This window comes from Nonomuraea sp. NPDC049637, from assembly GCF_040675235.1.
In the GTDB taxonomy this organism is placed as follows: Bacteria; Actinomycetota; Actinomycetes; order Streptosporangiales; family Streptosporangiaceae; genus Nonomuraea.
In genome coordinates this window covers 19,372-45,979 of record NZ_JBFAOM010000025.1, presented here as the reverse complement: position 1 = coordinate 45,979, position 26,608 = coordinate 19,372, and the positions used below count along the sequence as shown (strand labels likewise).

The following is a 26,608-nucleotide window of genomic DNA, read 5'->3' as shown; positions in this document are numbered from 1 at the left end:
GACGATCGTCAGTCCTTCTTCGCCGCGGGGTCGTCGAGCTTGTACTGGTCCTCCGAGGCCGCGCCGAGCACGGTCACGTCCTGGACCTTCCAGGCGCCCTTCTGCTTCACAAGCGTGATCTTAAGGTGCGAATCCTTCACCGAGCGAATCGCCTGGGCGGTGTTCACCTGCTGGTCCACGACGACGATGGCGTGCGCGGTGGCCTCGTCGGCGTCGGCCAGGTAGACCTCGCGGACCTTGGCCTGGGAGACGGCCTTGAGCTTGACGATCACCTGGGACATCGCGCCGCCGAACGCCGCGTCGTAGGTGGCCTGGAAGTCGCCCGTGGCCTGGGCGGACAGGGTCGAGCGGGTGCTCTGGAGGTCCTTGTAGTCGTAGCTGAGCAGGGCCTGGCTGAAGGCGCTCGCGGCGCCGGAGACCTCCAGGCGCAGGGCGCGTTCGCTCTCCAGGCGGGCCAGCGCGTCCCGGGCCCGGGAGGCGTCGATCCACTGCAGCACGGCCGTGGCCGCGACGGCCGCCGCCAGCATCGCCGCCAGCGCGCCGAACACCCGCGTCCGCGTGAACCGCCCACCCGCGGCCGTCCCCGACACCGGCCCGTCCCCCGCGGCCTCGGTGGGGATCTCCGTGGGGGCCTCAGCGGGAGCCTCAGCGGGGGCCTCGGTGTCGGGAACGGTGTCCGGGGCGGTGAGGTGGTGGTCGGTGGTCATGGTGACTCCTCACGGCGGCGGGCTGCCCGGCCCGCCGCGATCCAGCCCACGATGCCACCACTCACCACGACGGCGAGGAAGATCGCGACAATCAGCGGCGTGGGGCTCGGTGGGGTACGGGACGCGTCGCCGGCGGCGGCCACGCTGCTCGACGACGCCGGGGACGGCGGCTCGGGCGCGCCGGACTTCTTCTTGACGGCCTTCGGGCCCTCGGCGTCGGGCCCGCCGGTGTCCCGGTCCGTCCTCGACGCGCCGGGGTCCGGGCTGGCGGGGGTGTGCTGGGTGGCCCTGGAGGTTTCGTGCGAGGTGCCGGCGGGGGTGGGGGAGGGGCAGGTGGCGAGCCGGGGGACGTGGGGCGGGCCGACGGGGCCCGCGTACTCCTCGGCCGGGGTCGGCCCGCCGGGCACGCTGAAGATGAACGACGCCTTGCCGTACACAGTGTCCCCCTGCCGTTCGCTGATGTCGTCGGCCAGGCTCAGCGCGGTCGGCATGACGCTCAGCAGGTGGTGCACGTCCTTCTCGGTCGCGGCGGAGAAGGCCGGTCGGTGCGGCAGCCCGGCGGCGGTCAGCAGGCAGGAGAACCCGGGCCTGGACCTCCTGATCGCCGCGTCGAGCCGGGCGAACACGCCGGGGCCCTGGTCGAGGAAGGCGTTCAGGTCCGTACGTGAGGCCCGCAGCGAGCCCGTGACCGCGCTCAGGTCCGTGATGCCGGCGGCCAGCCGGTCCTTCCGGCCGGCCAGCGTGTGGGTGAGCCGGGTGAGCTGCACCGACAGGTCGTCGAGGGTCCGGGAGTCGTCGGCCAGGGTGGCGGTCAGGTCGTGGGCGTTCTCGATGACGGCCCTGATCGCGGGCGCGCGCCCGTCCAGGGCGGTGGCCAGCTCGTGGGTGATCGTCTCGGCGTCGCCGGCGGGCACCGCGTCGAGCAGCCTGCCCACGCCCTCGAACAGCTTGCGGTAGTCCAGCGGCACGGCGGTCCGCGACAGCGGGATGGTGTCGCCGGGCGCGAGGGAGGCCCCGCCCACGCCGCGGGCGGGCGGCGACAGCTCCACGTACGGCTCCCCGACCGCGGACTTGCGGCGCACCTCGGCCGTGCTGTCCTTGGGCAGCCTGATCTCCTTGTCGATGTCCAGCCCGACGACGATCTTCCCCGGCGCCAGCCGCACGTCGCCGATCCTGCCGACCCGCACCCCCAGGTACGCCACGTCGAAGCCGCGTACGAGCCCGGGGGAGGAGGCGAACTCGGCCGACACCCGGTACGGCCGCTCGATCACGTCGAGCCGGATGATCGTGCTGAACGCCCAGATCGTCATGACCACGCCGAGCAGCACGAAGAAGCCGACGTTCAGGTGCACCCGGTGCCTCATCGCGGCGGCTCCCACAGCAGGCGGAAGTCGCTCAGCCGGTCGGCGGCCTTCCTCGCGGCCTCGGCCCCCTTGTTCCGGGGCAGCAGCAGGCCCTTCAGCCAGACGTAGATCAGCACCTGGCCGTTGACCGTGATCGGCGGCGCGTCGATGAACGCCTGGATCCGCGCCACCAGCCCCTTGAGGTCGTCCTTGCCCCGCTGCATGGCCGAGGAGACGGCCTCCAGCTCGCGCAGCAGCGTGCGCAGCCGGGCGGCGTGCCGCGGGTACACGGTGAGGTTGGCCTCCCTGGCCAGCTCGGTCAGCGCCACGACGGCCCGCTTGACGTGCTTGCGGCCGTGCGCGACGCGGCTGGTGGCGGCAGCCAGGACGCCGGGCAGCCGGTCCAGCTCGTCGCTGCCCTCGGCGAGGTCGTCGCCGAGCCTGGCCAGCGCGTCGATGCCGGTCGCCAGGTCCCGCCGGGCCGCGGCGTAGGCGTCGGTGACCTCGGCGGTGCGCCGGATCAGCTGGTTGACGTCGGCGCCCTTGCCGGCGAACGCGGTGGAGGCGGCGTCCAGGATCGCGTTGACGTCCTGGGCGCCGAGCGCCTCGACGAGCGGGCCGGCCTTGGCGGTGACCTGCTCGATGTCCGGTTCGACCGAGGTGTCGGCGATCGTGGCCCCGTCCGCCAGGTACGGGCCCGTGGCCAGGTCCCGGCCCGCGGGCGGGCTGAGCAGGACGTAGTTCTCGCCCAGCACGGACGTCTTGGCCACGGTCGCGGTGCTGCCCACGGGCACCCGGTGCGCGGACTGGATCGACATCGTCACCCTGGCCCGGTATCCCTCCAGCCGGATGCCGGTCACCGTGCCCACCCGGACGTCGGCGATCTGCACGCTGTGCCCGGCCACCAGGCTCTGGACGTCGTCGAAGGTGGCGTTCAGCGTCAGGTCGCCGGTGGTCGCGCCGAGCGTGCGCAACGAGCAGGACGCGGTGAGCACCAGCGCGGTGAGCACCAGCGCGAGCAGCGGGCGGGCCCTCATCGGGCGGCCCTCTTCCGCTCGAAGGGACAGTTGCTCAGCCCGGCCGGCAGGCACGGCACCTCGCCCAGGTTCAGCGCCTGGAACAGCGGCGTCAGCCAGGTCCTGGTCATCGCGTTGAGCACGACGCGGATCTTCAGCACGTGCTGGTCCCGGTCCCAGGAGTCGATCAGCACGTCGGCCAGGTCGGCCGCGCCCTTGACCGCCCGCGCCATGGACTCGCTGTTGGCCCGGACCGTCAGCACCAGCTCGGCCAGCGTGCTCGCGGCCCGCGGCAGGCGTGCGGAGTAGGCCTCGATGATCAGGTCGCCGCGCCGGACGAAGCCCGCCATGTCCGCGACGAAGCCGCGCAGGCGCTGCCGTTCCTCGGCCAGGATCGCGCCGGCCTCGGCGAAGGAGTCGATCGCGCCGGTCACCTGGTCCTGCCGCCTGTTGAGGCCGGTGGCGAGCCGGTTCAGGCCCTTGGCCAGGGCGACGAGCTGCTCGTCCTGGCGGGCCAGGGTGTCGGTGAGGCGGGCGGTGCCGTCGATCGCGGCGTTGATCGTCCGGCCGCGCCCCCGTAGGCCGTCGGCCAGGTTGCCGGCCACGTCGCCCAGCTTCTCGCCGTCGAGGGCGTCGGTGAGCCTGGTGAAGGCGGCCAGGGCGTCGTCGATCTCCACGGGCAGTTCGGTGCGCTCCGGCGGGATGACGGCGCCGGGCGCGATCCGCCGGTCGCCCGGCTTCCACGGCGGGTACAGCACGACGTTGCGCTCGCCCAGCGTGTTCTGCGGCGCGACCACGGCCTTGACCCCGGCCGGCAGCGGCACCTCGCGGTCGACCAGCAGCTCGACCCGTACCTTGTCGCCGTCGATGCGGATCTTCTCCACGCGCCCGGCGTCCAGCCCCATGACCTTGACCCGGGCCTGCTCGTACAGGGAGGGCGTCTTGCGGAAGACCGCCACCAGCCGGTACGGCTGCTCGCCCAGCACCGAGCAGCCGCCGTTCGCCGCCAGCAGCGTCCCGGCCAGCAGGACCGGCAGGAGTCGTCTCATCGGTCGCCCTTCCTGTCCTTGGCCACGGCGGCCAGCACCTCGGGGTCGATCGGGCCGAGTCCGGTGGCCACGGCCTCCAGCCACGGCCCCTGACCGCCCATGGTGGCCAGGCCGGAGAACGTCGGGCCCGCCCAGGCCAGCAGCGAGTTGAGCCGCTCGCCGCTGCCGCTGAGGCGGCTGGTGACGGCCGAGGTGTCGTCCAGGATCCGGATCAGGGCCCGCTCGTGCTCGTCGATCAGGCGGGTGGTGCTGCGCACCAGGCCGCTGCCGTCGCCGAGCAGGGTGCGCAGCTCCTTCCTGCGGGCGCGCAGCTCGTTCAGCATGATCTGGACGGCGTCGATGAGCCGGCCGAGCTGGCGGTCCTTCCGCTCCAGCACGTCCATGATCTTCGTGCCGTTGTCGAGCAGCCGCTGGAGTTGCGGCTCGCTCCTGCTCACGGTGTCCGACAGGTCGCCGATGTTCTTCAGCAGCCTGCTCACCCGGCCGCGCCGGGAGGTGTCGATCCTGCCCAGCTCGGTGAGCAGGTCGTCCACGGCGTCGGTGTCGAGCCGCCGGACCAGCCGGGTGGCGTCGTTGACCGCGTCGTTGACGAGCGTCGGCACCCCGGTCCGGTCCACGGGGATGCGTCGCCGCGCCTCGGGGAGCTGGTCGAGGTACGGGGCGGCGACCGGGCCGGTGAGCTTGACGTAGCGGCCGCCGAGCAGGTTCGACAGGGCGATGTCGGCGCGGGTGGACCGGCCGAGCCGCACGCCGTCGTCCACCTTCCAGGTGACGACCACGTTGCCCCGGGCGTAGTCGGCGCGCACCTCGGTGACCTTGCCGACCCGCACCCCGGCCACCCGCACGTCGTTGCCGGTGCGCAGGCCGCCCGAGTCCACGAAGACGCCCGACACGTAGTAGCCGCCTTCCAGCAGCCCCAGGTTGCCGACCAGGAACGTGGCCACCAGCAGCGCGCCCAGCACGGCCACCGACACAAGGCCCACCACGACCTTGTTCCGGTCCCGGAACGACCTGACCGCCATCACCGGCCCACCAGCAGCCTGCGCAGGTCCTTCTCGTTCTGGACCCGGGTGTTGCGCAACGGCGGCGGCGACCGCATGGGGTACGGGCACGGCGAGGGGCCCAGCGCCAGGCAGGGCACGGCGGTGATGAAGTAGTGCCCGCGGTCCACGGTCGAGTACGCGCGGGCGAACAGCGGCTGGAACGTGCTGACCGTCCGGTCGATCTCGCGGACGTGCCGCCGGATGCCGCCGGTCAGCCCGGACAGGTTCTCCACCACCCGGCCCAGCTCGCCGGCGTTCTTCCCGATCACCTCGTCGGAGGTGCGGAAGGTGGCCGACAGCTCGACGAGGGCGTCGTCCACCAGCTCGCGGTTGCCGGCGAACGCCTCCGAGAGCGTCACCAGGTCGTCCACCAGCCGTTCGATCTGCCGGTCGCGCCGGGCCACCACGCCGGTGACCGTCGCGTAGTCCTTCAGCAGCTTCTCGATGGTCGCCCTGCGCTCGCTGAGCGTGCCGGTGACGGCGTCGACGTTGTCCAGCAGCCGCGGGATGTTCCGGTCGTTGCCCTTCAGTGACCTGGCCGCGGCGGTGAGGAGCCGGTTGATCTGCTCGGGGTCCAGGCTGCGGGTCAGCGGGCCGAGGTCGCCGACCAGCTCGCCGACGTCCACCACGGACGAGGTGCGCACGATGCGCGACCCCGGCGCCAGCCGGCCCGGCGCGGTGCCCGGCAGCAGGTAGACCACGCGCTGGCCGATGGCGTTGCGCCAGCGTACGGCCGCCTCGGTGTCGGTGGGCACCCGGACCTCGTCCCGCACCTCCAGGGTGACCTCCGCCCGGCCGGCCACCACCTCGATCGACCGCACCCGGCCGACCGGCGCTCCGGCGATCTTGACCTCGTCGCCCTCGGTCAGCCCCGACACGTCGTCGAACGCGGCCACCAGCCGGTAGCCGCCGCCGGTGCCGACCCGGGCGACCTGGACGGCGATCAGCACGATGAGCGACATCGTCAGGCCGACGAACAGGGCGAACCGGACGAACGTCCACCTGCGCACGACCCGCGTCCTGGAGACCGCCACCTCAGCGCCTCCCGTCGGTGCGGCCGCAGACGCCGACGACCAGCTCGCAGACGTCGGTGGCGACGAACGCCTCGACCTGGAGCATGCCGCTGCCGTCCGGCCCCGGTGTCTCGATCAGCTCGTTGAGCAGGTCCACCAGCCTGCCCAGCCCGCGTACGCCGTCACCGGCCAGGCCGAGCTGGGCGTAGACGAGGGCGGCCACGCGCTCGCCGGAGTGCACGGCCGCGCGCAGATCCTGGCGGTGCGCGCGCAGGCCGTGCGCGGCCAGCGCGGAGACGGAGGTGATCTCCTGGAGCAGGGCGCGCACCTTGTCGGCCCGCCGCAGCAGGTCGGGGGTGATGACGTCGGCGTCGGAGGCGATCGAGACCAGCTCGTCGCCCTTGTCGGACAGGGCCGTGCCGAGCGCGGCGGCGTCGTGCAGGAACCGCCGGGCCCGCTCCCGCTGCCGGTGGGCGACGCCGACGACCGTGCCGGCGTCGCCGATCAGCTCGCGCAGGTTGCGGCCCTCGCCGTCCAGGCCCTTGGCCAGGGTGTGCACGATGACCGTGACCTCGCGGGGATCGACGGCGTCCAGGCCCCGGTAGGCGTCGCCGAGCGTGCCGGACAGGTCGAGCGGCTCCTCGGTGCGGGTGATGACCGCGCCGCTGCCCAGGTAGGGCCCGGTGGCCTCGCCGGGGCCCGGCCGCAGGTCGATCATCTTCGGGCCGAACACCGACAGCGGCTCGACGGCCGCGACGGTGGTCCGCGGCACCTTCACGCCGGGCTGGAGATGCATCGTGACCACGGCCCGGCCCCTGGCGTCCAGGGTCACGTCCGTCACGTCGCCGACGGTGATGCCACGGATCTTGACCTTGGAGTTGGTGTCCATGCCCTGCCCGGCCCGGCCGAACACCGCCTCGATCCGGGTGCCGCGCGCCTCGGTGGCGCCGCGCACGACCAGGAACGTCGCCGCGGCCAGCGTCAGGACGACGCCCAGGGCGATGCCGAGGCGGACGGCGAGCGGAAGTTCGGATCGGGACACCGGCTCACCCCGTCAGCGGAATGTTGCCGCCGCCGCCCCAGAACAGGAACGACAGCAGCAGGTTCAGCAGCACGATCGTGACGATCGACTGGCGGATGGCGCGCCCGGCCGCCACGCCCACGCCCACCGGCCCGCCGGTGGCGTGGAAGCCGTGGTAGCAGTGGATCACGATGACGGCGAAGGCGAAGATCCCGACCTTGACCAGGCTGTAGACGATGTCGCTGACCGGCAGGTACAGGTAGAAGTAGTAGTCGTAGGCGCCGGGCGCCAGGCCGAACAGCGCCGTGCACATCAGGCGGGTGGCGAAGAAGCTGGCGAACAGCGCGATCAGGTAGATCGGCAGCAGTGCCAGCAGCGCCGCCACCACGCGGGTGCAGATCAGGTAGGTGAAGGCGTTGATGCCCATCACCTCCAGCGCGTCGATCTCCTCCGAGATGCGCATCGCCCCGAGCTCGGCCGTGAACGCCGAGCCCACCTGCGCGGCCAGCGCGGTCGCGGCGATGATCGGGGTGATCTCGCGGACGTTGGCGAAGCTGCCGATCAGCCCCACGAACGACTCCGCGCCGATGGCCTGCAGCCCCTGGTAGCCCTGCAGGCCCACGGTCGCGCCCACGACGAACGCCATCGTGAACACCACGAAGATCATGCCGCCGCCGACGACGGTCGCGCCCACCCCCACCACGACGTCGCTGACCTGCCTGATCACGACCTTGCGGTAACGCAGCCGCAGGACGACGTCGCGGACGGAGTAGAAGAGCACCTTCCCCACGAACAGCGGCCAGTCGGCCGGCGTCGCGAGCCGCTCGGCCAGGCGCCGCCCGCGGCGGGCGAGCCCCGGCCCGGCCGCCGGCGCCGCCGTCACATCGACCTCGGCGGGTAGGCCAGGAAGTAGACGGCCGAGATCACGTAGTTGAACGTGAACACCAGCATGAACGTCAGCACGGTCGCCTGGTTGACCGCCCGTCCCACGCCCACCGGGCTGGTCGCGCACGTCATGCCCTTGTAGCAGGCCACGGCGGCGGCGACGAAGCCGAAGATCCACGCCTTGAACAGGGTGACGTACAGGTCGGAGGCGACGACCAGGGACAGCGCGCCGTCGAAGTACGCGCCCGGCGTGACGCCCTGCACCACCACGTTGAAGAAGTAGCCGCCGCTCGCGCCGGCCAGGATGACCAGCGGGCACAGGCAGACCGCGACCGTGGAGGCGGCCCACATGCGCGGCGTGACCAGGCGGTGGACGGGGTTGACCGACATGACCTCCATGGCGCTCAGCTCGTCGCGGATGTGCCGCGCGCCGATGTCGGAGGTCATCGCGCTGCCGCCGGCCCCGGCGATCAGCAGCGCGCTGGCCAGCGGCGCCACCTCGCGGATGAGGCCGACGAACACCGCGCTGCCGGTGGCCGAGCCGGCGCCGAGCTGCCAGGCCAGCTCGCCCACCTGCAGCGCCACGGTCGCGCCCAGCGGCAGGGAGACGAGCAGCACCGGGACGCTGGTGACCTTGGCGAGGAACCAGCACTGGTCGACGAACTCCCACCACCAGTTCCGCACGTCCCAGGTGCGGCGCAAGCCCTCCAGGACGATGACGAACAGCTCGCCCACCTGGCCCAGGAGCGACCCGGCCGCGCGCCCGACGTACCCGGTCGGGGCCATCAGGCGCCCGTCCGCACGCGTGTACCCGCCATGACCACCTCCGGCTACGGATCAGTCACCTTACTGACGGGTTGTCTAGTAGTCGATGCCTTGTCGGGAATTTGCGCAAAAGCTATGAGACCCGGGTCACACCTTGTCAGCCACCTACGAAAAGTGACCGGGCCGTCACGAACGGACGACGTTCATCCAGGACTCGATCTCGTCGGGGTGGCGGGGGAGCGCCTTGGACATCAGGGTGGCGCCCTCGGCGGTGACCACCAGGTCGTCCTCGATGCGGATGCCCATGCCGCGCAGCTCGGCGGGGAGCGTCAGGTCGTCGGGCTGGAAGTACAGGCCGGGCTCGACCGTCAGCACGTTGCCCTCCTCCAGCACGCCGTCGAGGTAGACCTCGGCCCGCGACCTGGCGCAGTCGTGCACGTCGAGGCCGAGCATGTGGCCGCTGCTGCACAGCGTGTAGCGCCGGTACAGGCCCGACTCCATGAGGGCGTCGGGGGAGTCCTTCAGCAGGCCCCAGTCGTGCAGGCCCTCGCAGACGACGCGCATGGCCGCCAGGTGGAAGTCGCGGAAGCTCGCGCCGGGCTTCAGCGCCGCGATGCCGGCGTCCTGGGCGGCCAGCACCAGCTCGTACGCCTGCCGCTGCGCAGCGGTGAACCGGCCCGACAGCGGGAACGTCCGGGTGACGTCGGCGGTGTAGAGGGTGTCGGTCTCGACGCCGGCGTCCAGCAGCAGCAGGTCGCCCTCGGCCAGCGCGCCGTCGTTGCGGATCCAGTGGAGCACGCAGGCGTGGGCGCCGGAGGCCACGATGCTGTCGTAGCCGACCGCGTTCCCCTCCAGGCGCGAGCGCAGCCCGAAGACGCCCTCCAGGTAACGCTCGCCGCGCGGGTGGCCGAGGGCCGCGGGCAGGGCGCGCACGACGTCCTCGAAGCCGCGCACGGTGGCGTCCACGGCCGACTGCAGCTCGCCGACCTCCCACTCGTCCTTGACCAGCCGCATCTCCGACAGGAACACCTCCAGCTCGGCGTCGCCGCCGCCCGCCGGCACCAGCGCGTCGACGGAGGCGTCGACGCCGCGCAGCACCCGGGCCGGGCCCTGCGGCCGCAGGTCGCGGATGTGCGCGCACTCGATCTGGTACAACTCCGACGCCTCAGCCAGGTCGGGCCTGCGGCCCACCCAGAACTCGCCGTAGCGGCGGTCGCGGTAGAACTCCTCGCCCTCCTCGCGCGGCGAGCGCGGGCGCACGTACAGCACGGCCTGCCCGGACGGCTCGATGACCAGCACGTCGCCGGGCTCGCCCGCGCCCGTCAGGTAGGAGTACGCGCTGTGCGGACGGAACCGGTAGTCGCTGTCGTTGCTGCGCACCTTGAGCGTGCCCGACGGGACGACCAGCCGCTCACCGGGGAAGCGCGCGGCCAGCGCCGCCCTGCGCCGGGCCGCCCAGGGGGCGATCGGCAGCGCGGTCACGCCGGTGCGCCGGGTGTCGGCCCAGCCGGTGCGCATGAACGCGGCCAGCTCCGGGGTGATGGGCAGGTCGTGGCTTCCGGTGTTGAGCTGCTCGGTCATCGATGCCTTCCACGTCGTCGGAGATGCGGCAAGTCAGCCTACGTGACCGCTTGACGGGGTCCCCACTCGGTTGTTTGCCTGTGAGGACCGGGCATAAGCCGGCCCTCGGCCGGGGACAACGGGAGCAGAGGTGGTGCACATGCTCATCGGGACGATCCTGCGTAACAAGGGAAACGCTGTCACCACGGTGGCGCCGGCGGCGACGGTTCGGGAACTGCTCGGCAAGCTCGCCGACCACAACATCGGCGCGGTCGTCGTCTCCACCGACGGCACGACGATCCAGGGGATCGTCTCCGAGCGCGACGTGGTGCGGCGGCTGCACGACCGGGGCCCCGAGATCCTCGACGCGCCGGTCTCCTCGATCATGACGACCGAGGTCCGCACGGCCGGGCCCGGCGACAACGTCGACGAGCTGCGCCGCACGATGACCACCCACCGGCATCGCCACATGCCCGTGGTCGAGAACGGCCGCCTGGTGGGCATCGTCAGCATCGGCGACGTGGTCAAGAGCGCGATCGAGGAGCTGGAGACGGAGAAGGCGTCGCTCGTCGACTACCTCCACCGCTGACCGGGGCGTTGACAGGGGCGTCGATGGGGATGGCACCCTTGGTCCGTGACGTACGGCCCCCCTGAGCCCCCTCGGGCGACGAGCAGTCCGCCGATCATCCTGCTCGTGTCCGGGCTGGCCGCCGTGGTGGCCTTCATCCTGGGCGTCTTCGTCGGGTACGGCGCGGAGGGCTCGTCGGCCTCGCCGGCCCCCAGGGTCACGGTGACGGTCGAGGGCACCGGCCCGCCCTCGGCCTCCGGCCCCGCCACCCAGCCCGCCCAGACGGACGCCCCGCAGACCGGCCCCCTCCAGCCGGACCCCCTCCAAACCGGTCCCGCGCAAACCGGTCCCGCCCAAACCGGTCCCGCCCAAACCGGTCCCGCTCAAATCGGCCCCGCGCAGACCGGTCCCGCGCAAACCGGTCCCGCGCAAACCGGTCCCGCCCAGACCGGCCCTGCCCAGACCGGCCCCACGCAGCCCGGACCCGCGCAGACCGGATCGACGGCCGGGATGCGCACGTTCGTCGTGGGCGTGGACATGCAGCCCGGCACGTACCGCACGACCGGTCCCGTCGCGGGCTCCACGAACTGCTTCTGGGCCCGGCTGAACAGCACGTCCCCCGACCTCGGCTCGGTGATCAACGCGGGCGCGCCGACCGGCCCGGCGAGCGTCACCATCGAGCCGGGCGACAAGGCGTTCCAGACCGCCGGCTGCGCACAGTGGACAAAGGCGTGACGGCCGTGGCCGCCGAGTTCGACCTCCTGGTCGTCGGCGACGCCAACCCCGACGTCGTGCTGGCGGGCGCGCCGCGCCAGCCGGCGTACGGCCAGCGCGAACAGCTCGTCGCGGGCGGCGACCTGGTCCTCGGCGGGTCCGGGGCGATCACCGCGTGCGGGGCCGCCAGGCTCGGCCTGCGCACCGCCTTCGCCGGCCGCGTGGGCGACGACGCGGCGGGACGTTTCGTGCTCGGCGCGCTGGCCGAACGCGGGGTGGACGTCTCCCACTGCGTCACCGACCCCCGCCCCACGGCCATGACCGTCGTGCTCGCCGACGGGACCGACCGCGCCATCCTCACCTCACCCGGCTGCCTGCCGTACCTGACCGCCGCGGACGTGCCGCGCGGGCTGGCCCGGCACGTGCACGTGTCGTCGTACTTCCTGCAGCCCGGACTCGCGGACGGGCTGCCCGCGCTGCTGGCGGAGCTGCGCGCGGCGGGCGCCACGACCTCGCTGGACACCAACGACGACCCGGCCGGCCGCTGGGACGGCCTGGCGGACGTGCTCGCCGCGACCGACGTGTTCCTGCCCAACGCCGGCGAGGCCAGGGCGATCGCGGCCCGCCTGTCCGGCGTCCGTGACGGGCCGCTGGAGGCCGTCGCGGCGCGGCTGGGCGCCCTCGGGCCGGCCGTCGTCGTCAAGGACGGCGCGGACGGCGCGCTGGCCTGGGAGTCCGGCCTGGTGACGCGGGCCCCGGCCAGGCTCGTCGAACCGGTGGACACCGTCGGCGCGGGCGACAGCTTCGACGCCGGCTACCTCGCCGCCAGGCTGCGCGGCATGAGCCCGCGCGAATGCCTCGACGTGGCCGTGGCCTGCGGGTCGTTGTCCACCCGCGCGGCCGGCGGCACCGCCGCCCAACCCGCCTGGGACGACCTGTGAAGACCGCCGTCCCACGTCGTTGCGCGGGTGAGTCCCGCTGGAGGAGGATGCGCTCAGCCCAACAAGGAGGATGACATGTCGGTGTTGCAGAGCTTCCTGGACAGCGTGCGCGGCGGTGCGATCGAGGTGGTCGACCTCACCGCGCCCCTGTCCTCCGAGACGCCGATCCTCCAGTTGCCCGAGCCGTTCGGCAACACCATCCCGTTCCGGCTGGAGGAGATCAGCCGTTACGACGACCGCGGCCCCGCCTGGTACTGGAACGACATCCACACCGGCGAGCACTCCGGCACCCACTTCGACGCCCCCGTCCACTGGGTGACCGCCCGCGACGGCCAGGACGTCTCCCAGGTGCCCGTACGCAGCCTGATCGCGCCCGCGGTCGTGCTCGACTTCGCCGCCGAGGCGGCCAAGGACCCCGACTTTCTCCTCCAGATCGACCACGTCAAAGAATGGGAACGCGCCAACGGCCCGCTGCCCGACGGCGGCTGGCTGCTCTACCGCACCGGCTGGGACGCCCGCTCCGCCGACCAGGCCGCCTTCCTCAACGCCGACGAGACCGGCCCGCACTCGCCGGGCATCTCGGTGGAGTGCGCGTCCTGGCTGGCCGCCGAGACCCCGATCCTCGGGCTCGGCGTGGAGACCGTCGGCACCGACGCAGGGGCCGCCCACTCCTTCGACCCGCCCTTCCCCTGCCACTCCTTCCTGCTCGGCGCGGGCAAGTACGGCCTGACCCAGCTCCGCAACCTCGACCGCCTGCCGGTGACCGGGGCCGCCGTGGTCGCCCCGCCGCTGCCCATCGTGGGCGGCTCCGGCAGCCCCGTCCGCGTCCTGGCCCTGGTGGAACGTTGACCGTCCCGGAGACGGCGGCCGCGGCGGTCGGCCGGGCGCTGGCCGCCGGCGGCGTCCGCACGGCGTTCGGGGTGGTCGGCAGCGGCAACTTCCACGTCACCAACGCGCTGGTCGAGCACGGCGTGCGGTTCGTCGCCGCGCGGCACGAGGGCGGGGCGGCGACCATGGCCGACGCCTACGCCCGGATGAGCGGCGAGGTCGGCGTCGTCACGGTCCACCAGGGGCCGGGGCTGACCAACGCGATGACGGGGATCGCCGAGGCGGCCAAGAGCCGTACGCCGATGATCGTCCTGGCCGGTGAGGCGACGGACGCGCGCTCCAACTTCCACGTCGACCAGGACGCCCTGGCCGCGGCGGTGGGCGCGGTCCCCATGCGCCTCACGGACGCCGCGCGGGCCGAGGAGCAGGCGCTCGAAGCCTTCCGCGTGGCCTCGCGGGAACGCCGCACGGTCCTGCTGAACCTGCCGCTCGACGTGCAGTCCGCCCCCTCGCGCCCCCTCGGGCCCGCACCGGCCGTGACGGGCGCGGCCGGGCCCGTCCGGTCAGCCGCGCGGGACACGACGGCACAGTCCGGCCTGGCAACCGCGCGGGACACGACGGCAGGGTCCGGCCTGGCAGCCGCAGACGACGCGACGGCGGAGTCCGACCGGGCAGCCCCGGACGACGCGACGGCCGAGCTGCGGCGGCTGCTGGCCGGGGCGCGGCGGCCGGTGTTCGTCGCGGGCCGCGGCGCCCGGCACGCCCGCCGCGAGCTGGAGGCGCTGGCCGACCGCACCGGCGCCCTGCTGGCCACCTCCGCCGTCGCCAAGGGCCTGTTCCGCGGCAGCCCCTGGGACCTCGACGTGAGCGGCGGCTTCGCCACCCCGCTGGCGGCCGAGCTGATCCGCGGCGCGGACCTGATCGTCGGCTGGGGCTGCGCCCTGAACATGTGGACGACCCGCCACGGCACGCTGATCGCGCCGGAGGCCGAGGTGGTCCAGGTCGACCTCGATCCGGCGGCCGTCGGCGCGCACGTCCGGGCCGACCTGGGCGTGGTCGGGGACGTCCGAGCCGTGGCGGCGGCCCTGACCGGGCCGGGCGGCGCCGCGCCGGGCTACCGGTCGGCCGAGCTGGCCCGGCGGATCAGGGACGAGGGGCGCTGGCGCGCGGTGCCGTACCGGGACGAGAGCGGCGCGGGCCGCATCGACCCGAGAACGCTCACCATCGCCCTGGACGACCTGCTCCCGAGCGAGCGCGTCGTGTCCGTCGACTCCGGCAACTTCATGGGATACCCCTCGATGTTCCTGGACGTGCCGGACGCGGGCGGGTTCTGCTTCACCCAGGCGTTCCAGTCGGTCGGGCTCGGCCTGGCGACCGCGATCGGGGCCGCCCTGGCCCGTCCGGACCGGCTCCCCGTGGCCGCCCTGGGCGACGGCGGCGCGCTCATGGGCATCGCCGAGCTGGAGACCGTCGTCCGGCTGGGGCTGCCCATGGTGGTCGTGGTCTACGACGACGAGGCGTACGGGGCGGAGGTGCACCACTTCGGGCCGCACGGGCATGCGCTCGGCACGGTCCGCTTCCCGCCCGCCGACCTGGCCGCGATCGCCCGGGGCCACGGGTTCGCGGCGGTGACCGTCACGGACGCCGCCGGGCTGGCGGGCGTGGCCGAATGGCTCAAGGGGCCCAGGGACCGCCCGCTGCTGGTGCACGCCAAGATCACCGGCGAACGCGGCTCCTGGTGGCTGGAAGAGGCCTTCAAGGGCCACTGAGGAGCACGGCGAAGGCCCGCCGAACGGCCGTGCGGCACGGAAGGCCGCCGAACGACCGGTGCCATCCGCCGGGTCCGGGTCCGGGTCCGGGTCCGGGTCCGGGGTCCGGATTAGGGGTCCGAATTCGGGTCCGGGTTCGGGTTCAGGGTCCGGGTTCGGGTTCGAAGTCCGGGTTCGGGGTCCGGGGTGGTCAGAGTTTGCGGTAGGTGCGGGCCTCTTCGGCGGCGGCCAGCACCTCCGCCAGCGACCCGCCCGTGCACGCCGCCACGCACGCCGCCACCGCCCCCTCCACGAACGGCACGTCCGCGACCACCACCCGGCCGTCCTCCTCCAGCAGCCGGGCGGTCAGCACCGAGCTGCCGAGGTCGGGGATGATCAGCACGCCGTCGCCTTGGTCCACGCCGCGCACCGCCTGCTCGACGAGGTCGAAGCTGGTGCCCAGGCCGCCGTCCGCGGTGCCGCCGGCCGCCGCCACCGGCACGGGCTCCGCGGCGATCCCCAGGGCCAGCGCCGCCGTCTCGGCCGCCAGTCCGGCACTGTGCGAGACCAGCACCACGCCGACCATCAGCCCTCCGCCCGCCCCTGGCCCTCTGCGCGGTTGCGGGCCGTCGTGGCCAGGGCGCGCATGATCAGGGCCGCGGAGGCGGCGCCCGGGTCCTCGTGTCCCACGCTGCGTTCGCCCAGGTAGCTGGCCCGGCCCTTGCGGGCCTGGAGGGGGATCGTCTCGCGTGCGCCCTCGGCCGCCGCGTCCGCCGCCCGTTCGAACGCCTCCAGCGCCCCGATGCCGTCCCGTACGGCCAGGGCCAGCGACCGGGAGGCCGGGACCAGCGCGTCCACCATGGTCTTGTCGCCCACGGCCGCCTTGCCCAGCCGTTCCAGCGCGACCACCCCCTCCTCGAACGCCGCCTCGAAGCGGGCCAGCGTCACCGGGGACTCCAGCGTGCGGCCCATCTGGCGGAACATCGACCCGTACAGCGGGCCGGAGGCGCCGCCGACGCGGCGGATGAGGGCCGTGCCCGCGTCAGTCAGCACCTGCCCGGGGGAGCCCGGCGGCCGGTCGGCCAGCGCCTTGGCGACCTCGGTGAAGCCGCGGTCCAGGTTCGCGCCGTGGTCGGCGTCGCCGATGGCCGCGTCGAGCTCCGTCAGCCGCTCGCGGTCGCGGCGGACCAGCCGGGCCGCCTCGTCGAGCCAGTCCGCGAAGAAGCGGGTGTCCATCAACGCCCCCAGCGCAGCGCCGGCGTCTCGACGGGCGCGTCCCAGAGCCGGGTGAGCGTGTCGTCGACCCGGCACACGGTGACCGAGAAGCCCTGCATGTCCAGGCTCGTCACGTAGTTGCCGACGAGCGAGCGGGCCACCCGCGCGTCCTTGCCCTTCACGAACGCCGCGACCTCGGCGAACAGCACGTACAGCTCCATGAGCGGGGTGCCGCCCATGCCGTTGACCATGACCAGCAGGTCGCCGCGGAGCGGCAGGTCGCTGTGCAGGGCCTCCATCGCGACGGCGGCCAGCTCGCGGGCCGAGGCCATCGGCACCCGCGTGCGGCCGGGCTCGCCGTGGATGCCGATGCCCAGCTCCACGTCCGTCTCGGGCAGGTCGAACGTCGGCTTGCCGGCCGACGGCGTCGTGCACGAGGTCAGCGCGATGCCGAACGACCGGCTGCGCTCGTTCACCTCGGCGGCCACCCGGGCCACCTCGGCCAGCGGCGCGCCCTCCTCGGCCAGCGCGCCCGCGATCTTCTCCACGAACAGCGTCGCGCCCGTGCCGCGCCGCCCGGCCGTGTAGAGCGAGTTCTGGACGGCCACGTCGTCGTCGACCAGCACGGAGGCCACGTCGTTGTCCTCGGCCAGCTCGGCGGCCATCTCGAAGTTGAGCACGTCGCCGGTGTAGTTCTTGACGATGTGCAGCACCCCCGCGCCGCCGTCGACCGCCTTGGTGGCCTCGATGATCTGGTCGGGCACGGGCGAGGTGAAGATCTCGCCGGGACAGGCGGCGTCCAGCATGCCGTGGCCGACGAAACCGGCGTGCAGGGGCTCGTGGCCCGAGCCGCCGCCCGACACCAGCCCCACCTTGCCGGGGCGCGGCCCCGCGGCCCGGTAGACCACGCGGTCCTGGACCCTCAGCCCGGGATGGGCCGCCGCCATGCCGTTCAGCGCGTCCTCCACCACGGAGTCGGCGGTGTTGATGAGCTTCTTCATGGTCAAAACATCTGCCCGTTCTCACGGGAGGGCAAGCGCCGCCGCGTGAACAGGGGCGATGTCCTACGAACTCGTGACCCGAGCCGATCTTTTCCGGGCGAGAACGGGTCTCCTGAGTGGCCTGCCGACCGGCGTGAGTAGGCTACCTTCTGCTCATGGCTGAGATTGTGTACCCGCCGGTGATCGCCGCCGCGCGGACCCTCTTTCGCGTGCTCGACTACCGCTTCCACATGGAGGGCACCGAGCACGTGCCGCGGACCGGGGGAGCGGTGCTGGTGAGCAATCACATCAGCTATCTCGACTTCATCTTCGCGGGGTTCGCCGCGCTGCCGTCCAAGCGGCTGGTGCGCTTCATGGCCAAGCAGGACGTCTTCGACCACCGTGTCTCCGGGCCGCTGATGCGCGGCATGCACCACATCCCGGTCGACCGCGGGGCCGGGGCCGGCTCGTACGCCACCGCGCTGCGCAAGCTCAAGGCCGGCGAGGTGGTGGGCGTCTTCGCCGAGGCCACGATCAGCCGCTCCTTCACCGTCAAGGAGATCAAGAACGGCGCGATCCGCATGGCCCAGGCCACCAACGTGCCGGTCATCCCGGTCGCCCTGTGGGGCAGCCAGCGGCTGTGGACCAAGGGCCGGCCCAAGCAGCTCACCCAGCGGCACGTGCCCATCACCATCCTGGTGGGCGAGCCGTTCCACCCCAAGCGCGGGGAAGACGTCAACCAGCACACCGTCGACCTGCACACCCGCCTGTCGGAGCTGGTCGACCGGGCGCAGCGCACCTACCCCGAGGTGCCGCCGGGCGTGTGGTGGCAGCCCGCGCACCTGGGCGGCACCGCGCCCACCCCCGAGGAGGCGGCCGCCATGGACGCCGCCGAGGCCGAGGCCCGCGCCCAGAAGGACTGAGCCCGGCAGAGCCGGTCAGGGCCGGTCAGAGCAGGTCAGGGCCGGTCAGAGCCGGTCAGATGGCGGCCTGGTAGGCGCTGGCGCGCATGCCCGCCAGCAGGCCCGCCGTCTGCTCCGGCGTGTAGCGGCGCACCGGGTCGTGGTGCAGCAGCCCCTCGATGAGCGGGCGCATCACCCCGGCCCGCCGCGGCGGCGGGTACGGGCCGCTGCGGGCCATGCCGAGCACCGTCGCCGCGTCCTGCCCGGGGTAGGGCGGCTGGCCCTCGACCGCGCTGTAGAGCGTCGCGCCGAAGGACCACATGTCGGCCTCCTTGCTGGCCGGCCCGCCGTGCAGCCGCTCCGGGGCCATGAACGCGGGCGTGCCGCGCAGCCGCCGCGAGGTCGTCATGCGGATGTCGCCCTCCGCGGTGGCGATGCCGAAGTCGGTCAGCACCACGCGGTCGCCGGTCAGCATCACGTTGGCCGGCTTGACGTCGCGATGGAGCACGCCGGCCTTGTGCGCGGTGCGCAGCGCGGCGAGCAGGTGCTGCCCGATCGCCGCCACCGACTGCGCGGGCAACGTCCCCACCTGGGAGAGCAGCTGGTGGAGTGAGAGCCCGTGCAGGTACTCCATCACGATCCAGAGCTTGCCGCCCACTTCCATCAGGTCGTGGACCGTGACGATGTTGGGGTGCGTCAGGCCGGCCGCCATCCGGGCCTCACGCAGCACCCGGCGGCGAACCATCTCGGCCTCACCGGCCAGAGTCAGCTCCTTCAACGCCACCTCTCGGTGGAGGAGCCGATCGAACGCCCGCCAGACGACTCCCATACCCCCACGACCGGCCTCCTCGTTCAGGAGGTACCGTCCGCCGATCTCCCGCATACCATCCCCTCAAGCTCGGGGATAATCATGTCATCTCCGCACACGGCATAGGGTGCCTAACGTGATCTGGATATGTCGGGAAGTGTAGGTTCGCTGGTCAGCGCCGCAGAAATTCGCCCAGGCAGGGCGCGCCACACGAGCGCCACCGCCACCAGGCACAGCCCCGCGGCCCCGGCCAGGACGGCGGCCAGCCCGAACAGGTCGCCCGCCAGGCCGCCGAGCGCCGCGCCCACCGGCATGCCGCCCATGCCGACCAGCCGGTAGGCGGAGTTCACCCGTCCCAGCAGCTCGCCGGGGATCAGCCGCTGGCGGACCGAGACGACCAGCACGTTGGCCGCCGCCCCCGTCACGCCCCACACCACCGCGACCGGGTACAGCGCCCACGGCGACGGCGCCAGCACGGGGACGAGCAGCAGCAGGCTGCTGATCAGCCACGCCCCGGCCAGCGTGCCGGCCTCGCCGGCCAGCCGCGTGACCGGCCCGGTCAGCGGCGAGCCGAGCACCGCGCCGGCCGCGAACGCCGTCATCATGAGGCCGTAGCCGCTCGGGTCGAGGCCGATATGCGACCCGTCGCCGACGGCCCACAGGACGAAGACGGCGAAGTATCCGGCGTTGGCCATGTTCATCATGCCCGCGGAGATCGCCAGCCTGCGCAGCAGCCGGTGGGCCCACAGGTAGCGCAGCGCCTCGGCGATGTCGGTGCGCAGCGGGCGGCGCGGCCCGGACGCGGCGGGAGCGGCACGGAAGGAGCCGGCCATGCCGGTCAGCAGCAGGGCGGCGGCGGCGTACAGGAGGGCGGGGGCGCCGAAGAGGGCGGCCGGCAGCAGGCCGGCGAGCAGCCCGGCCAGGGGTGCGCCGACGAAGTCGTTGCCGACGGTCTGGACGCCGACGATCCGGGCGTTGGCCCTGGTGAGATCGTCCTTGGAGACGGTCATGGGCAGGACGGACTGCGCCGAGGTGTCGGCGAAGACCTCGCTCACCCCGGCCGCGAAGATCACCGCGAGCAACGTCCACAGGTTCAGCAGGCCCGCCGCGGCCAGCAGCGCCGCCACCGCCAGCACCGCCGTACGCGCGGCGTTGGCCAGCGTCATGACCCGGCGGCGGTCGACCCGGTCGGCGACCGCCCCCGCGTGCAGCGCGAGCAGCAGCCAGGGCGCGGTCGCGGCGGCCCCGGCCAGCGACACCAGCGTGGGGGAGCGGGTCATGGACACGGCCAGCAGCGGCGCGCCGACCCGCAGCACACCGTCGGCCAGGTTCGACAGCGCGGTGGACGACCAAAGGAACCAGAAGGCTCGGCCGAGACGATTCACGGCTCACTCCGATAGTGTGTAAAGAAAAGTGTGCATAGATTCCTTTGCAAAGATAGGCTTGCACAGTGACAGCAGGCAAGAGCTTTTCCGCCCGCACCCTCGACGCGAAGGCGCTGAAGTCGTTCGCGCACCCGCTGCGGCTGCGCATCTACGAGCTGCTCGACGAGCACGGCCCCGCCACGGCCACCGGCCTGGCCGGCCTGCTCGGGCAGAACACCGGGGCCACCAGCTACCACCTGCGCGAGCTGGCCCGCCACGGCATGATCGAGATCGCGCCCGAGCTGGGCCGGGGCAAGGAGAAGTACTGGCGGATCACGCCGGGCGGCTTCAGCTTCGGGCCGGCCGGGGACCATCCGGAGGAGGCCGACGCCCTGGAGTTCCTGCTGGACGACATGGTCCGGCAGCGCGGCGCGGAGCTGACCCGCTGGCGCGAGGGCTCGGCGCGGGCCCCCGAGGAATGGACGCAGGCCAGCGTGTTCGCCCGCCGCTCGCTGCGGCTCACCCCCGAGGAGACGGCCGACCTGCGCGACCGGGTGCTGGAGGTGCTGGACCGTTTCCGCCGCCTGTCCGACGGCAGGGACAGCCCCGCCGGCGGCGGCCACGTCGTCGTGCACTTCGACGTCCTGCCGCTCGGGGCCACGGGCGAGCCGCCCGCGGCCGACCGGCCCTGACCCCCGCAACGCGCGGCGCCCCCGTCCCGGGAGGGACGGGGGCGCCGCGGCCGGACGGTCAGGGGATCAGGCTCATGGCCCGCTCGACGGTGCCCTCGGGCGCCTTGGCGGGCGAGCCCGCGTCGAACGGCGGGCAGGGGTCGTACTCGATCGCGAGCTGCACCGCCTGGGCCGTCTCGACGTCGTCGGTCCGGGCCAGCAGGGTGAGGGCCATGTCGATCCCGGCCGACACCCCGGCGGCGGTCACGATCTTGCCCTCGGTGACGACGCGCTCGCTCACCGGCTCGGCGCCGACGCCCGTCAGGCCGTCCAGCACCGCCCAGTGGGTGGTCGCGCGCACGCCCTGGAGCAGCCCCGCCGCGCCCAGCACGTACGAGCCGCTGCACACCGACGTCGTCCACCGCGTGTGCTCGTGGGCCTCGCGCAGCCAGCCGAGCAGCGCCTCGTCCGACATCGCCTCCCGGGTGCCGGGCCCGCCGGGCACGATCACCACGTCGGGACGCGGCAGGTCGGCGTAGGAGGCGGTGGCGGCGATCGACAGGGTGCCCTGGTCGTCGGTCACCGGGCCCACCTCCCCGGCCACGAACGTCACCGTGACGCCGGGCGCGAACGCCAGCACCGTGTAGGGGCCGACCGCGTCGAGAGCGGTGAAACGGTGATAAAGCGGGATTGCCACATGCATGGTGTCATTTCTCCTTCGACTGGAATCTGCGGCGGTGCTCGCCCGGCGACACCCGCCAGTGGCGGCGGAAGACGCGGTAGAGGGTCTCCGGCGTGCCCAGGCCCGCCTCCCTGGCCACGGTCTCCAGGGGGTGCCCGGTGACCTCCAGGAGGCGTCTGGCGGCGTCGGCGCGGCTGCGTTCGACGTACCGGCCGGGTGGCAGGCCGGTCTGCTCGGTGAAGACCCGGGAGAAGTGCCGTTCGCTCATCCCGACGCGCCGGGCGAGCGCGGGCACGCTCAGGTCGGCGGCCGGGTTGGCGTCGATGTAGCCCTGCAGCTCCCGCAGGGGGAGGCTGCGCGGCGTCATGGCCCGCATCGGCGCGCTGAACTGGCTCTGCCCGCCCGGCCGGTGCAGGTAGACGACGAGCCCGCGGGCGACGTCACGGGCCAGCTCGTGGCCGTGGTCCCTGGCCACCAGCGCGAGCGCCAGGTCCACGCCGGACAGCACGCCCGCCGAGGTCCACACATTGCCGTCCTCGATGTAGAGGGGATCGGGGTCCACCTCGACGTCGGCGTAGCGGTGGCGCAGGTCGTCGGCGGCCAGCCAGTGGGTGGTGGCCCGGCGGCGGTCGAGCAGCCCGGCCTCGGCCAGCAGGAAGGCCCCGTTGCAGACCGACGCCACCCTCCCGGCCCGCGCGGCCAGGGCGGCGACTGCCCCGACCAGCGCGCGGTCCTCCAACTGCCGGGGGACCGCCAGTCCGCCGGCGACCATGAGCGTGTCGATCGGCCCCGCCACCTTGCCGAGCGCCACCGCCATGACGGTGACGCCGTTCGACGCGCTCACCGCCCCCGCCTCCACGGCGGCCACCTCGACCCGGTAACCCCGCCCCCGGGCGATCAGGTCGGCGGTCGCGAACACGTCCGCCGGCCCGGCCATGTCCAGCAACTGGAAGCCCGGGAAGACGACGATCACGATCCGTCGCTGCATGCCTTCATGCTGGTCGCGGCCCTGCATTGGCGTCAATGACACAAACCTTGCACATTACGCCACCCGCTCTCGCCTCCAGGTGCAGGCGGGTTACACTTATTGCAGATATCGAGTGTCGGAGGTGGTCATGCCCCGCAGCGGCGTCCTGGCCGGCGCGACGCGCGTCGAAGCCGACAGCGGTGACCGCAAGCTGCTCGAACATCTGGAGGCGACGGCTGCCGCGGGGAACGCGTCGCTGGTGCTGCGCGGCCCGGACGGCACCGACCTCGTGTTGCCGCGCCCGTTGGTCACGCTCCTGGTCGCCGCGGCGCACGACCTCGGCAAGGGGCGCGCCGTCTGGGCCCTGCCTGCCGAAGTCCTGTTGAGCCCCAACGAGGTCGCGGAGTTGCTCGGCCTGTCGCGTCCCTTCGTCGTGCGGCTGCTGGATGAGGGCGAGATCCCCGCACAACGTCTCCCAGGCAGTCGCCATCGTGTCGTTCGCCTGGAAGATGTCCTGGTGTTCCAGGATCGCCGGGAGCGTCGCGCCGAAGCCCGTCGCAGGATCATGGAGGTCGCCGAAGAGGCGGAACTGCCCTACTGATCTCCCGAGGGATATTGGCTGATGGCGCGGGTCTTCGTCGACACCAACGAGCTGTTCCCGTTCTCGCTGATGGACCTCGTGCTCGCGCTGACCGAGGACGCCGTGCACACGTGGGTCTGGAGCGATCACCTGCTGTCGGAATGGGAACGGGTCATCGTGCGCGAGCAGCACCGCTCCGCCCGTTCGGCAGCGCGTATCGGGGCGGTGATCCGTGAGTTCTTCGCCGACAGCCGGGTCTCCGAGGACGACTACAAGCATCTGATCGATCAGATGGAGGGCCCTGACCTCGACGACCGCCATCACATGGCTGCCGCGATAGCGGGTCACGCCCGGACCCTGGTCACCTGGAACGTCGCGGACTTCCCGGCGGCGTTCCTCGGCCGCCACAGGGTGAGCGTCAGCGCTCCCGATGCGTACCTGTGCTCGCTGCTGAGCCGCAGTCCGCGTGAGGTGCTGAGCGTGCTGGCCCGGATGGCGGCGGGGAAACGCCGTCCGCCCATGACCACACATGACGTCCTCGCCGCGCTGGACAGGGCCGGGGTTCCCAGCTTCGCCAGAGGCGCGAGGAGTCTGCTGACGATCGTAGAGGGCGGTTCGTGACGGAATTGGAGACGGCCGGCACCCCTGCAGGGGTGCCGGCCGTGGCTCTTGGGGGCGTCAGCCCATGTGCGGGTAGCGGTGGTCGGTCGGCGGGACGAACGTCTCCTTGATCGTGCGGGCGTTCACCCAGCGGATCAGGTTGAAGATCGAGCCGGCCTTGTCGTTGGTGCCCGAGGCCCGCGCGCCGCCGAACGGCTGCTGGCCCACGACCGCGCCCGTCGGCTTGTCGTTGACGTAGAAGTTGCCCGCCGCGAAGCGCAGCCGCTCCGAGGCCGCGGCGATGGCGTACCGGTCCTGGGCGATGATCGAGCCGGTCAGCGCGTACGGGGCGATGCCCTCCATCTGGTCGAGCACCGTGTCGAAGTCGCGGTCCTCGTAGACGTGCACGCCGAGGATCGGCCCGAAGTACTCCTTGACGAAGATCTCGTCCGTCGGGTCGGCGCACTCCAGGATGGTCGGCTTGACGAAGTAGCCGACGCCGGAGTCGTAGGAGCCGGTGAGCACGTCGATGTTCGAGGCGGCCCGCGCCCGGTCGATGGCGTCCTTGTGCTTGGCGAAGGCCCGCTCGTCGATGACCGCGCCCATGAACGTCGACAGGTCGGCCGCCACGTCGCCCACGGTCAGCGACTCGGCCACGCCCACGAAGTCGTCACGCATGCGGTTCCACACCGAACGCGGCACGTACGCCCGCGAGGCCGCCGAGCACTTCTGGCCCTGGTACTCGAAGGCGCCCCTGACCAGCGCGGTCGAGAGCACCGCGGGGTCGGCCGAGGGGTGGGCCAGCACGAAGTCCTTGCCGCCGGTCTCGCCCACCAGGCGCGGGTAGCCGTGGTAGGAGCCGATGTTGGCGCCGATCGTGCCCCACAGGTGCTGGAAGGTGGGGGTCGAGCCGGTGAAGTGCACGCCGGCCAGCGCCGGGTGCGTCATCGCGACCTCGGAGACGGCCTGCCCGTTGCCGGTGACCATGTTGATCACGCCCGGCGGCAGCCCGGCCGCCTCCAGCAGGCGCATCGTGTGGTGCGCGGCGAGCTGCTGCGTCGGCGACGGCTTCCAGACGACGACATTCCCCATCAAAGCGGCAGAAGTCGGCAAATTTCCGGCGATGGCGGTGAAGTTGAACGGCGTGATCGCCAGCACGAACCCCTCAAGGGGCCGGTACTCCATCCGGTTCCACACGCCGGGCGACGAGATCGGCTGGTCGGAATAGAGCTGACGGGCGTAGGCCACGTTGAAGCGCAGGAAGTCGATCAGCTCGCAGGCCGAGTCGATCTCCGCCTGCTGCGCCGACTTCGACTGGCCCAGCACGGTGGCCGCGTTCAGCGTCTGGCGCCACGGACCGGCCAGCAGGTCGGCGGCCTTGAGGAAGACCGCGGCCCGCTCGTCGAAGGACAGCGCCCGCCAGGCGGGCGCCGCCCGCAGGGCGCTGTCGATGGCGTCCTGCACGTCCTGAGCCGTAGCGTCGTTGGTACGGCCCAGGACGGAGGCATGGTTGTGCGGCTGCACCACGTCGATGGGCGCGCCGCCGCCGAGCCGCTGCTCGCCGTCGATGGTCATGGTCAGGTCGACGGGGGAGCCGGCCAGCTCCTTGATGCGGTCCTCCAGTGCCGAACGCTCGGCGCTGCCCGGCGCGTAGCCGAGCACGGGCTCGTTCACGGGGACGGGGACGTTGCTGATGGCATCCATTTACTTACCCCCAAGGGCACGAAGGAAGAAGGCGACGTTGGCGGGGCGCTCGGCCAGCCGGCGCATGAAGTAGCCGTACCAGTCGTCGCCGTAGGGGACGTACACGCGGACCGTGTGACCGGCTCCGGCCAGGGCCTCCTGCCGGTCGGTCCGGATCCCGTAGAGCATCTGGAACTCGTGGTCGCCGAGCGTGCGGCCGAAGCGGTCGGCGAGCAGCTCGGTGATGGAGATCAGCCGGTCGTCGTGCGTGGCCACCATGGGGTAACCCTTCCCCGCCATGAGGATGCGCAGGCATCGCACGTACGCCTTGTCCACGGCCTGCTTGTCCTGGTGCGCGACCGAGGCGGGCTCGCGGTAGGCGCCCTTGACCAGCCGGACGCGCGAGCCCTCGTGGGCCAGGTCGCGGCAGTCGTCCTCGCTGCGGAACAGGTAGGCCTGGATCGCCACGCCGGTCGACGGGTAGTCCTCGCGCAGCTTGCGCAGGATGCCCAGCGTCGAGTCGACGGTGGTGTGGTCCTCCATGTCGAGCGTCACGGTCGAGCCGTTCGCCGCGGCGGTGGCGCAGATCTCGCGGGCGTGCTCCAGGGCCATGCCGTCGTCGAGCCGCTGACCGACCGCCGACAACTTGACCGACACCTCGCCCCGGGCGCCGAGCTGCAGCGGCTTCAGCGCCTCCAGCAGCGTCACGTACGCCTGCGCCACGGTCTCGGCGGCGCGCGCGTCGCGCGTCTCCTCGCCGAGGTGGTCGACGGTCACGGCCAGGTTGGCGTCACGCAGCCGTTCGATGGCGTTCCGGGCCTCCTGGACGCTCTCGCCCGCGACGAACCGGTCCACCACCTTGCGGGTGAGCGGAAAGCCTGACACGGAGCGGCGTACGACGCCGCTCCCGGAGGCGGCAAGGAGCAGTTGACCCAACATGCCTCAAGTCTAGAAA

At 72.8% G+C, this 26,608-nt stretch carries 28 protein-coding genes; 9 read left to right on the top strand and 19 right to left on the bottom strand.

What is annotated here, in order from left to right; genetic code table 11:
* Positions 1 to 8: 8 nt before the first annotated feature.
* From AB0J71_RS30120 to AB0J71_RS30075, 10 genes are all read right to left on the bottom strand, one after another.
* Positions 9 to 707, bottom strand: coding sequence for a hypothetical protein (locus AB0J71_RS30120; RefSeq protein ID WP_352321887.1), 699 nt, complete (start codon positions 705 to 707; stop codon positions 9 to 11).
* Positions 704 to 2,071: an MCE family protein gene (locus tag AB0J71_RS30115; protein ID WP_352321886.1), complete on the bottom strand. Its 1,368-nt coding sequence runs from the start codon at positions 2,069 to 2,071 to the stop codon at positions 704 to 706. Before AB0J71_RS30115 ends, AB0J71_RS30120 begins: the two co-directional genes overlap by 4 nt.
* Positions 2,068 to 3,087 (bottom strand): MCE family protein, encoded by a 1,020-nt coding sequence (locus AB0J71_RS30110; RefSeq protein WP_352321884.1) that lies wholly within the window; start codon positions 3,085 to 3,087, stop codon positions 2,068 to 2,070. Before AB0J71_RS30110 ends, AB0J71_RS30115 begins: the two co-directional genes overlap by 4 nt.
* Positions 3,084 to 4,115, bottom strand: coding sequence for an MCE family protein (locus AB0J71_RS30105; RefSeq protein WP_352321883.1), 1,032 nt, complete (start codon positions 4,113 to 4,115; stop codon positions 3,084 to 3,086). The genes AB0J71_RS30110 and AB0J71_RS30105 overlap by 4 nt, the downstream gene beginning before the upstream one ends.
* On the bottom strand, positions 4,112 to 5,137 hold the full coding sequence (locus AB0J71_RS30100) for an MlaD family protein (protein ID WP_352321881.1): 1,026 nt from the start codon (positions 5,135 to 5,137) through the stop codon (positions 4,112 to 4,114). The genes AB0J71_RS30105 and AB0J71_RS30100 overlap by 4 nt, the downstream gene beginning before the upstream one ends.
* Positions 5,137 to 6,192: an MlaD family protein gene (locus AB0J71_RS30095; protein WP_364417153.1), complete on the bottom strand. Its 1,056-nt coding sequence runs from the start codon at positions 6,190 to 6,192 to the stop codon at positions 5,137 to 5,139. The genes AB0J71_RS30100 and AB0J71_RS30095 overlap by 1 nt, the downstream gene beginning before the upstream one ends.
* Before the next feature lies 1 nt (position 6,193).
* Positions 6,194 to 7,213, bottom strand: coding sequence for an MCE family protein (locus AB0J71_RS30090; RefSeq protein WP_352321877.1), 1,020 nt, complete (start codon positions 7,211 to 7,213; stop codon positions 6,194 to 6,196).
* 4 nt (positions 7,214 to 7,217) lie between these two features.
* Positions 7,218 to 8,075, bottom strand: a complete 858-nt coding sequence (locus AB0J71_RS30085) for an ABC transporter permease (protein WP_352321876.1) — start codon at positions 8,073 to 8,075, stop codon at positions 7,218 to 7,220.
* Positions 8,072 to 8,863 (bottom strand): ABC transporter permease, encoded by a 792-nt coding sequence (locus AB0J71_RS30080; protein ID WP_352321874.1) that lies wholly within the window; start codon positions 8,861 to 8,863, stop codon positions 8,072 to 8,074. Before AB0J71_RS30080 ends, AB0J71_RS30085 begins: the two co-directional genes overlap by 4 nt.
* Before the next feature lie 165 nt (positions 8,864 to 9,028).
* A complete protein-coding gene (locus AB0J71_RS30075; RefSeq protein WP_352321872.1) occupies positions 9,029 to 10,423 on the bottom strand; it encodes an aminopeptidase P family protein in 1,395 nt (464 codons plus the stop codon).
* 139 nt (positions 10,424 to 10,562) lie between these two features.
* On the opposite strand from AB0J71_RS30075, the gene AB0J71_RS30070 reads away from it, so the two are divergent.
* From AB0J71_RS30070 to AB0J71_RS30050, 5 genes are all read left to right on the top strand, one after another.
* Positions 10,563 to 10,991: a CBS domain-containing protein gene (locus tag AB0J71_RS30070; protein ID WP_352321871.1), complete on the top strand. Its 429-nt coding sequence runs from the start codon at positions 10,563 to 10,565 to the stop codon at positions 10,989 to 10,991.
* A gap of 45 nt (positions 10,992 to 11,036) precedes the next feature.
* On the top strand, positions 11,037 to 11,705 hold the full coding sequence (locus AB0J71_RS30065; RefSeq protein WP_364417151.1) for a hypothetical protein: 669 nt from the start codon (positions 11,037 to 11,039) through the stop codon (positions 11,703 to 11,705).
* Positions 11,702 to 12,625, top strand: a complete 924-nt coding sequence (locus tag AB0J71_RS30060) for a carbohydrate kinase family protein (protein WP_352321867.1) — start codon at positions 11,702 to 11,704, stop codon at positions 12,623 to 12,625. The genes AB0J71_RS30065 and AB0J71_RS30060 overlap by 4 nt, the downstream gene beginning before the upstream one ends.
* Before the next feature lie 75 nt (positions 12,626 to 12,700).
* Complete coding sequence (locus tag AB0J71_RS30055) at positions 12,701 to 13,474, top strand: cyclase family protein (RefSeq protein WP_352321865.1); 774 nt, start codon at positions 12,701 to 12,703, stop codon at positions 13,472 to 13,474.
* Positions 13,471 to 15,222, top strand: coding sequence for a thiamine pyrophosphate-binding protein (locus tag AB0J71_RS30050; RefSeq protein WP_364417149.1), 1,752 nt, complete (start codon positions 13,471 to 13,473; stop codon positions 15,220 to 15,222). Before AB0J71_RS30055 ends, AB0J71_RS30050 begins: the two co-directional genes overlap by 4 nt.
* Before the next feature lie 190 nt (positions 15,223 to 15,412).
* Here AB0J71_RS30050 and AB0J71_RS30045 read toward each other — a convergent pair whose 3' ends face one another.
* The 3 genes from AB0J71_RS30045 to dhaK are packed head-to-tail and all read right to left on the bottom strand — an operon-like array spanning position 15,413 to position 17,417.
* Positions 15,413 to 15,787, bottom strand: a complete 375-nt coding sequence (locus AB0J71_RS30045; protein ID WP_364417147.1) for a phosphoenolpyruvate--protein phosphotransferase — start codon at positions 15,785 to 15,787, stop codon at positions 15,413 to 15,415.
* Complete coding sequence (gene dhaL, locus AB0J71_RS30040) at positions 15,787 to 16,437, bottom strand: dihydroxyacetone kinase subunit DhaL (protein ID WP_352321859.1); 651 nt, start codon at positions 16,435 to 16,437, stop codon at positions 15,787 to 15,789. Before dhaL ends, AB0J71_RS30045 begins: the two co-directional genes overlap by 1 nt.
* Positions 16,437 to 17,417 (bottom strand): dihydroxyacetone kinase subunit DhaK, encoded by a 981-nt coding sequence (dhaK, locus tag AB0J71_RS30035; protein ID WP_352321857.1) that lies wholly within the window; start codon positions 17,415 to 17,417, stop codon positions 16,437 to 16,439. The genes dhaL and dhaK overlap by 1 nt, the downstream gene beginning before the upstream one ends.
* A 155-nt stretch (positions 17,418 to 17,572) precedes the next feature.
* On the opposite strand from dhaK, the gene AB0J71_RS30030 reads away from it, so the two are divergent.
* Positions 17,573 to 18,319, top strand: a complete 747-nt coding sequence (locus AB0J71_RS30030; RefSeq protein ID WP_352321855.1) for a lysophospholipid acyltransferase family protein — start codon at positions 17,573 to 17,575, stop codon at positions 18,317 to 18,319.
* A 55-nt stretch (positions 18,320 to 18,374) separates the two neighbouring features.
* On the opposite strand, the gene AB0J71_RS30025 is transcribed toward AB0J71_RS30030, so the two are convergent.
* Both AB0J71_RS30025 and AB0J71_RS30020 read right to left on the bottom strand, forming a co-directional pair.
* A complete protein-coding gene (locus AB0J71_RS30025) occupies positions 18,375 to 19,181 on the bottom strand; it encodes a serine/threonine-protein kinase (RefSeq protein WP_189652565.1) in 807 nt (268 codons plus the stop codon).
* 56 nt (positions 19,182 to 19,237) lie between these two features.
* Positions 19,238 to 20,491, bottom strand: a complete 1,254-nt coding sequence (locus AB0J71_RS30020) for an MFS transporter (RefSeq protein WP_364417145.1) — start codon at positions 20,489 to 20,491, stop codon at positions 19,238 to 19,240.
* Between the two features lie 65 nt (positions 20,492 to 20,556).
* Between AB0J71_RS30020 and AB0J71_RS30015 the strand changes: the two genes are divergently transcribed.
* A complete protein-coding gene (locus tag AB0J71_RS30015) occupies positions 20,557 to 21,162 on the top strand; it encodes a winged helix-turn-helix domain-containing protein (protein WP_352321851.1) in 606 nt (201 codons plus the stop codon).
* Between the two features lie 58 nt (positions 21,163 to 21,220).
* Here the strand turns inward: AB0J71_RS30015 and AB0J71_RS30010 are convergent, their stop codons facing one another.
* Together AB0J71_RS30010 and AB0J71_RS30005 are read right to left on the bottom strand one after the other, a co-directional pair.
* Positions 21,221 to 21,844, bottom strand: coding sequence for a DJ-1/PfpI family protein (locus tag AB0J71_RS30010; protein ID WP_364417143.1), 624 nt, complete (start codon positions 21,842 to 21,844; stop codon positions 21,221 to 21,223).
* A 4-nt stretch (positions 21,845 to 21,848) separates the two neighbouring features.
* Positions 21,849 to 22,811 carry a GlxA family transcriptional regulator gene (locus AB0J71_RS30005; protein WP_364417141.1) on the bottom strand — a complete coding sequence of 321 codons (963 nt, stop codon included), beginning with the start codon at positions 22,809 to 22,811 and terminating at the stop codon, positions 21,849 to 21,851.
* Between the two features lie 127 nt (positions 22,812 to 22,938).
* On the opposite strand from AB0J71_RS30005, the gene AB0J71_RS30000 reads away from it, so the two are divergent.
* A complete protein-coding gene (locus tag AB0J71_RS30000; protein ID WP_364417139.1) occupies positions 22,939 to 23,391 on the top strand; it encodes a helix-turn-helix domain-containing protein in 453 nt (150 codons plus the stop codon).
* Positions 23,392 to 23,412: 21 nt separating this feature from the next.
* A complete protein-coding gene (locus AB0J71_RS29995) occupies positions 23,413 to 23,991 on the top strand; it encodes a PIN domain-containing protein (RefSeq protein ID WP_364417137.1) in 579 nt (192 codons plus the stop codon).
* Positions 23,992 to 24,048: 57 nt separating this feature from the next.
* Here the strand turns inward: AB0J71_RS29995 and pruA are convergent, their stop codons facing one another.
* Positions 24,049 to 25,674, bottom strand: coding sequence for an L-glutamate gamma-semialdehyde dehydrogenase (pruA, locus tag AB0J71_RS29990; protein ID WP_364390593.1), 1,626 nt, complete (start codon positions 25,672 to 25,674; stop codon positions 24,049 to 24,051).
* A complete protein-coding gene (locus AB0J71_RS29985; protein ID WP_364417135.1) occupies positions 25,675 to 26,592 on the bottom strand; it encodes a proline dehydrogenase family protein in 918 nt (305 codons plus the stop codon). It lies immediately after the preceding gene.
* Positions 26,593 to 26,608: the final 16 nt, after the last annotated feature.

Coding starts and splice junctions, on each gene's coding strand:
- AB0J71_RS30120 (WP_352321887.1), bottom strand. CDS start 707: ATGACCACCGACCACCACCTCACCGCCCCGGACACCGTTCCCGACACC.
- AB0J71_RS30115 (WP_352321886.1), bottom strand. CDS start 2,071: ATGAGGCACCGGGTGCACCTGAACGTCGGCTTCTTCGTGCTGCTCGGC.
- AB0J71_RS30110 (WP_352321884.1), bottom strand. CDS start 3,087: ATGAGGGCCCGCCCGCTGCTCGCGCTGGTGCTCACCGCGCTGGTGCTC.
- AB0J71_RS30105 (WP_352321883.1), bottom strand. CDS start 4,115: ATGAGACGACTCCTGCCGGTCCTGCTGGCCGGGACGCTGCTGGCGGCG.
- AB0J71_RS30100 (WP_352321881.1), bottom strand. CDS start 5,137: ATGGCGGTCAGGTCGTTCCGGGACCGGAACAAGGTCGTGGTGGGCCTT.
- AB0J71_RS30080 (WP_352321874.1), bottom strand. CDS start 8,863: ATGGCCCCGACCGGGTACGTCGGGCGCGCGGCCGGGTCGCTCCTGGGC.
- AB0J71_RS30075 (WP_352321872.1), bottom strand. CDS start 10,423: ATGACCGAGCAGCTCAACACCGGAAGCCACGACCTGCCCATCACCCCG.
- AB0J71_RS30070 (WP_352321871.1), top strand. CDS start 10,563: ATGCTCATCGGGACGATCCTGCGTAACAAGGGAAACGCTGTCACCACG.
- AB0J71_RS30055 (WP_352321865.1), top strand. CDS start 12,701: ATGTCGGTGTTGCAGAGCTTCCTGGACAGCGTGCGCGGCGGTGCGATC.
- AB0J71_RS30045 (WP_364417147.1), bottom strand. CDS start 15,787: ATGGTCGGCGTGGTGCTGGTCTCGCACAGTGCCGGACTGGCGGCCGAG.
- dhaL (WP_352321859.1), bottom strand. CDS start 16,437: ATGGACACCCGCTTCTTCGCGGACTGGCTCGACGAGGCGGCCCGGCTG.
- dhaK (WP_352321857.1), bottom strand. CDS start 17,417: ATGAAGAAGCTCATCAACACCGCCGACTCCGTGGTGGAGGACGCGCTG.
- AB0J71_RS30030 (WP_352321855.1), top strand. CDS start 17,573: ATGGCTGAGATTGTGTACCCGCCGGTGATCGCCGCCGCGCGGACCCTC.
- AB0J71_RS30025 (WP_189652565.1), bottom strand. CDS start 19,181: ATGCGGGAGATCGGCGGACGGTACCTCCTGAACGAGGAGGCCGGTCGT.
- AB0J71_RS30010 (WP_364417143.1), bottom strand. CDS start 21,844: ATGCATGTGGCAATCCCGCTTTATCACCGTTTCACCGCTCTCGACGCG.
- AB0J71_RS30005 (WP_364417141.1), bottom strand. CDS start 22,811: ATGCAGCGACGGATCGTGATCGTCGTCTTCCCGGGCTTCCAGTTGCTG.
- AB0J71_RS30000 (WP_364417139.1), top strand. CDS start 22,939: ATGCCCCGCAGCGGCGTCCTGGCCGGCGCGACGCGCGTCGAAGCCGAC.
- AB0J71_RS29995 (WP_364417137.1), top strand. CDS start 23,413: ATGGCGCGGGTCTTCGTCGACACCAACGAGCTGTTCCCGTTCTCGCTG.
- pruA (WP_364390593.1), bottom strand. CDS start 25,674: ATGGATGCCATCAGCAACGTCCCCGTCCCCGTGAACGAGCCCGTGCTC.
- AB0J71_RS29985 (WP_364417135.1), bottom strand. CDS start 26,592: ATGTTGGGTCAACTGCTCCTTGCCGCCTCCGGGAGCGGCGTCGTACGC.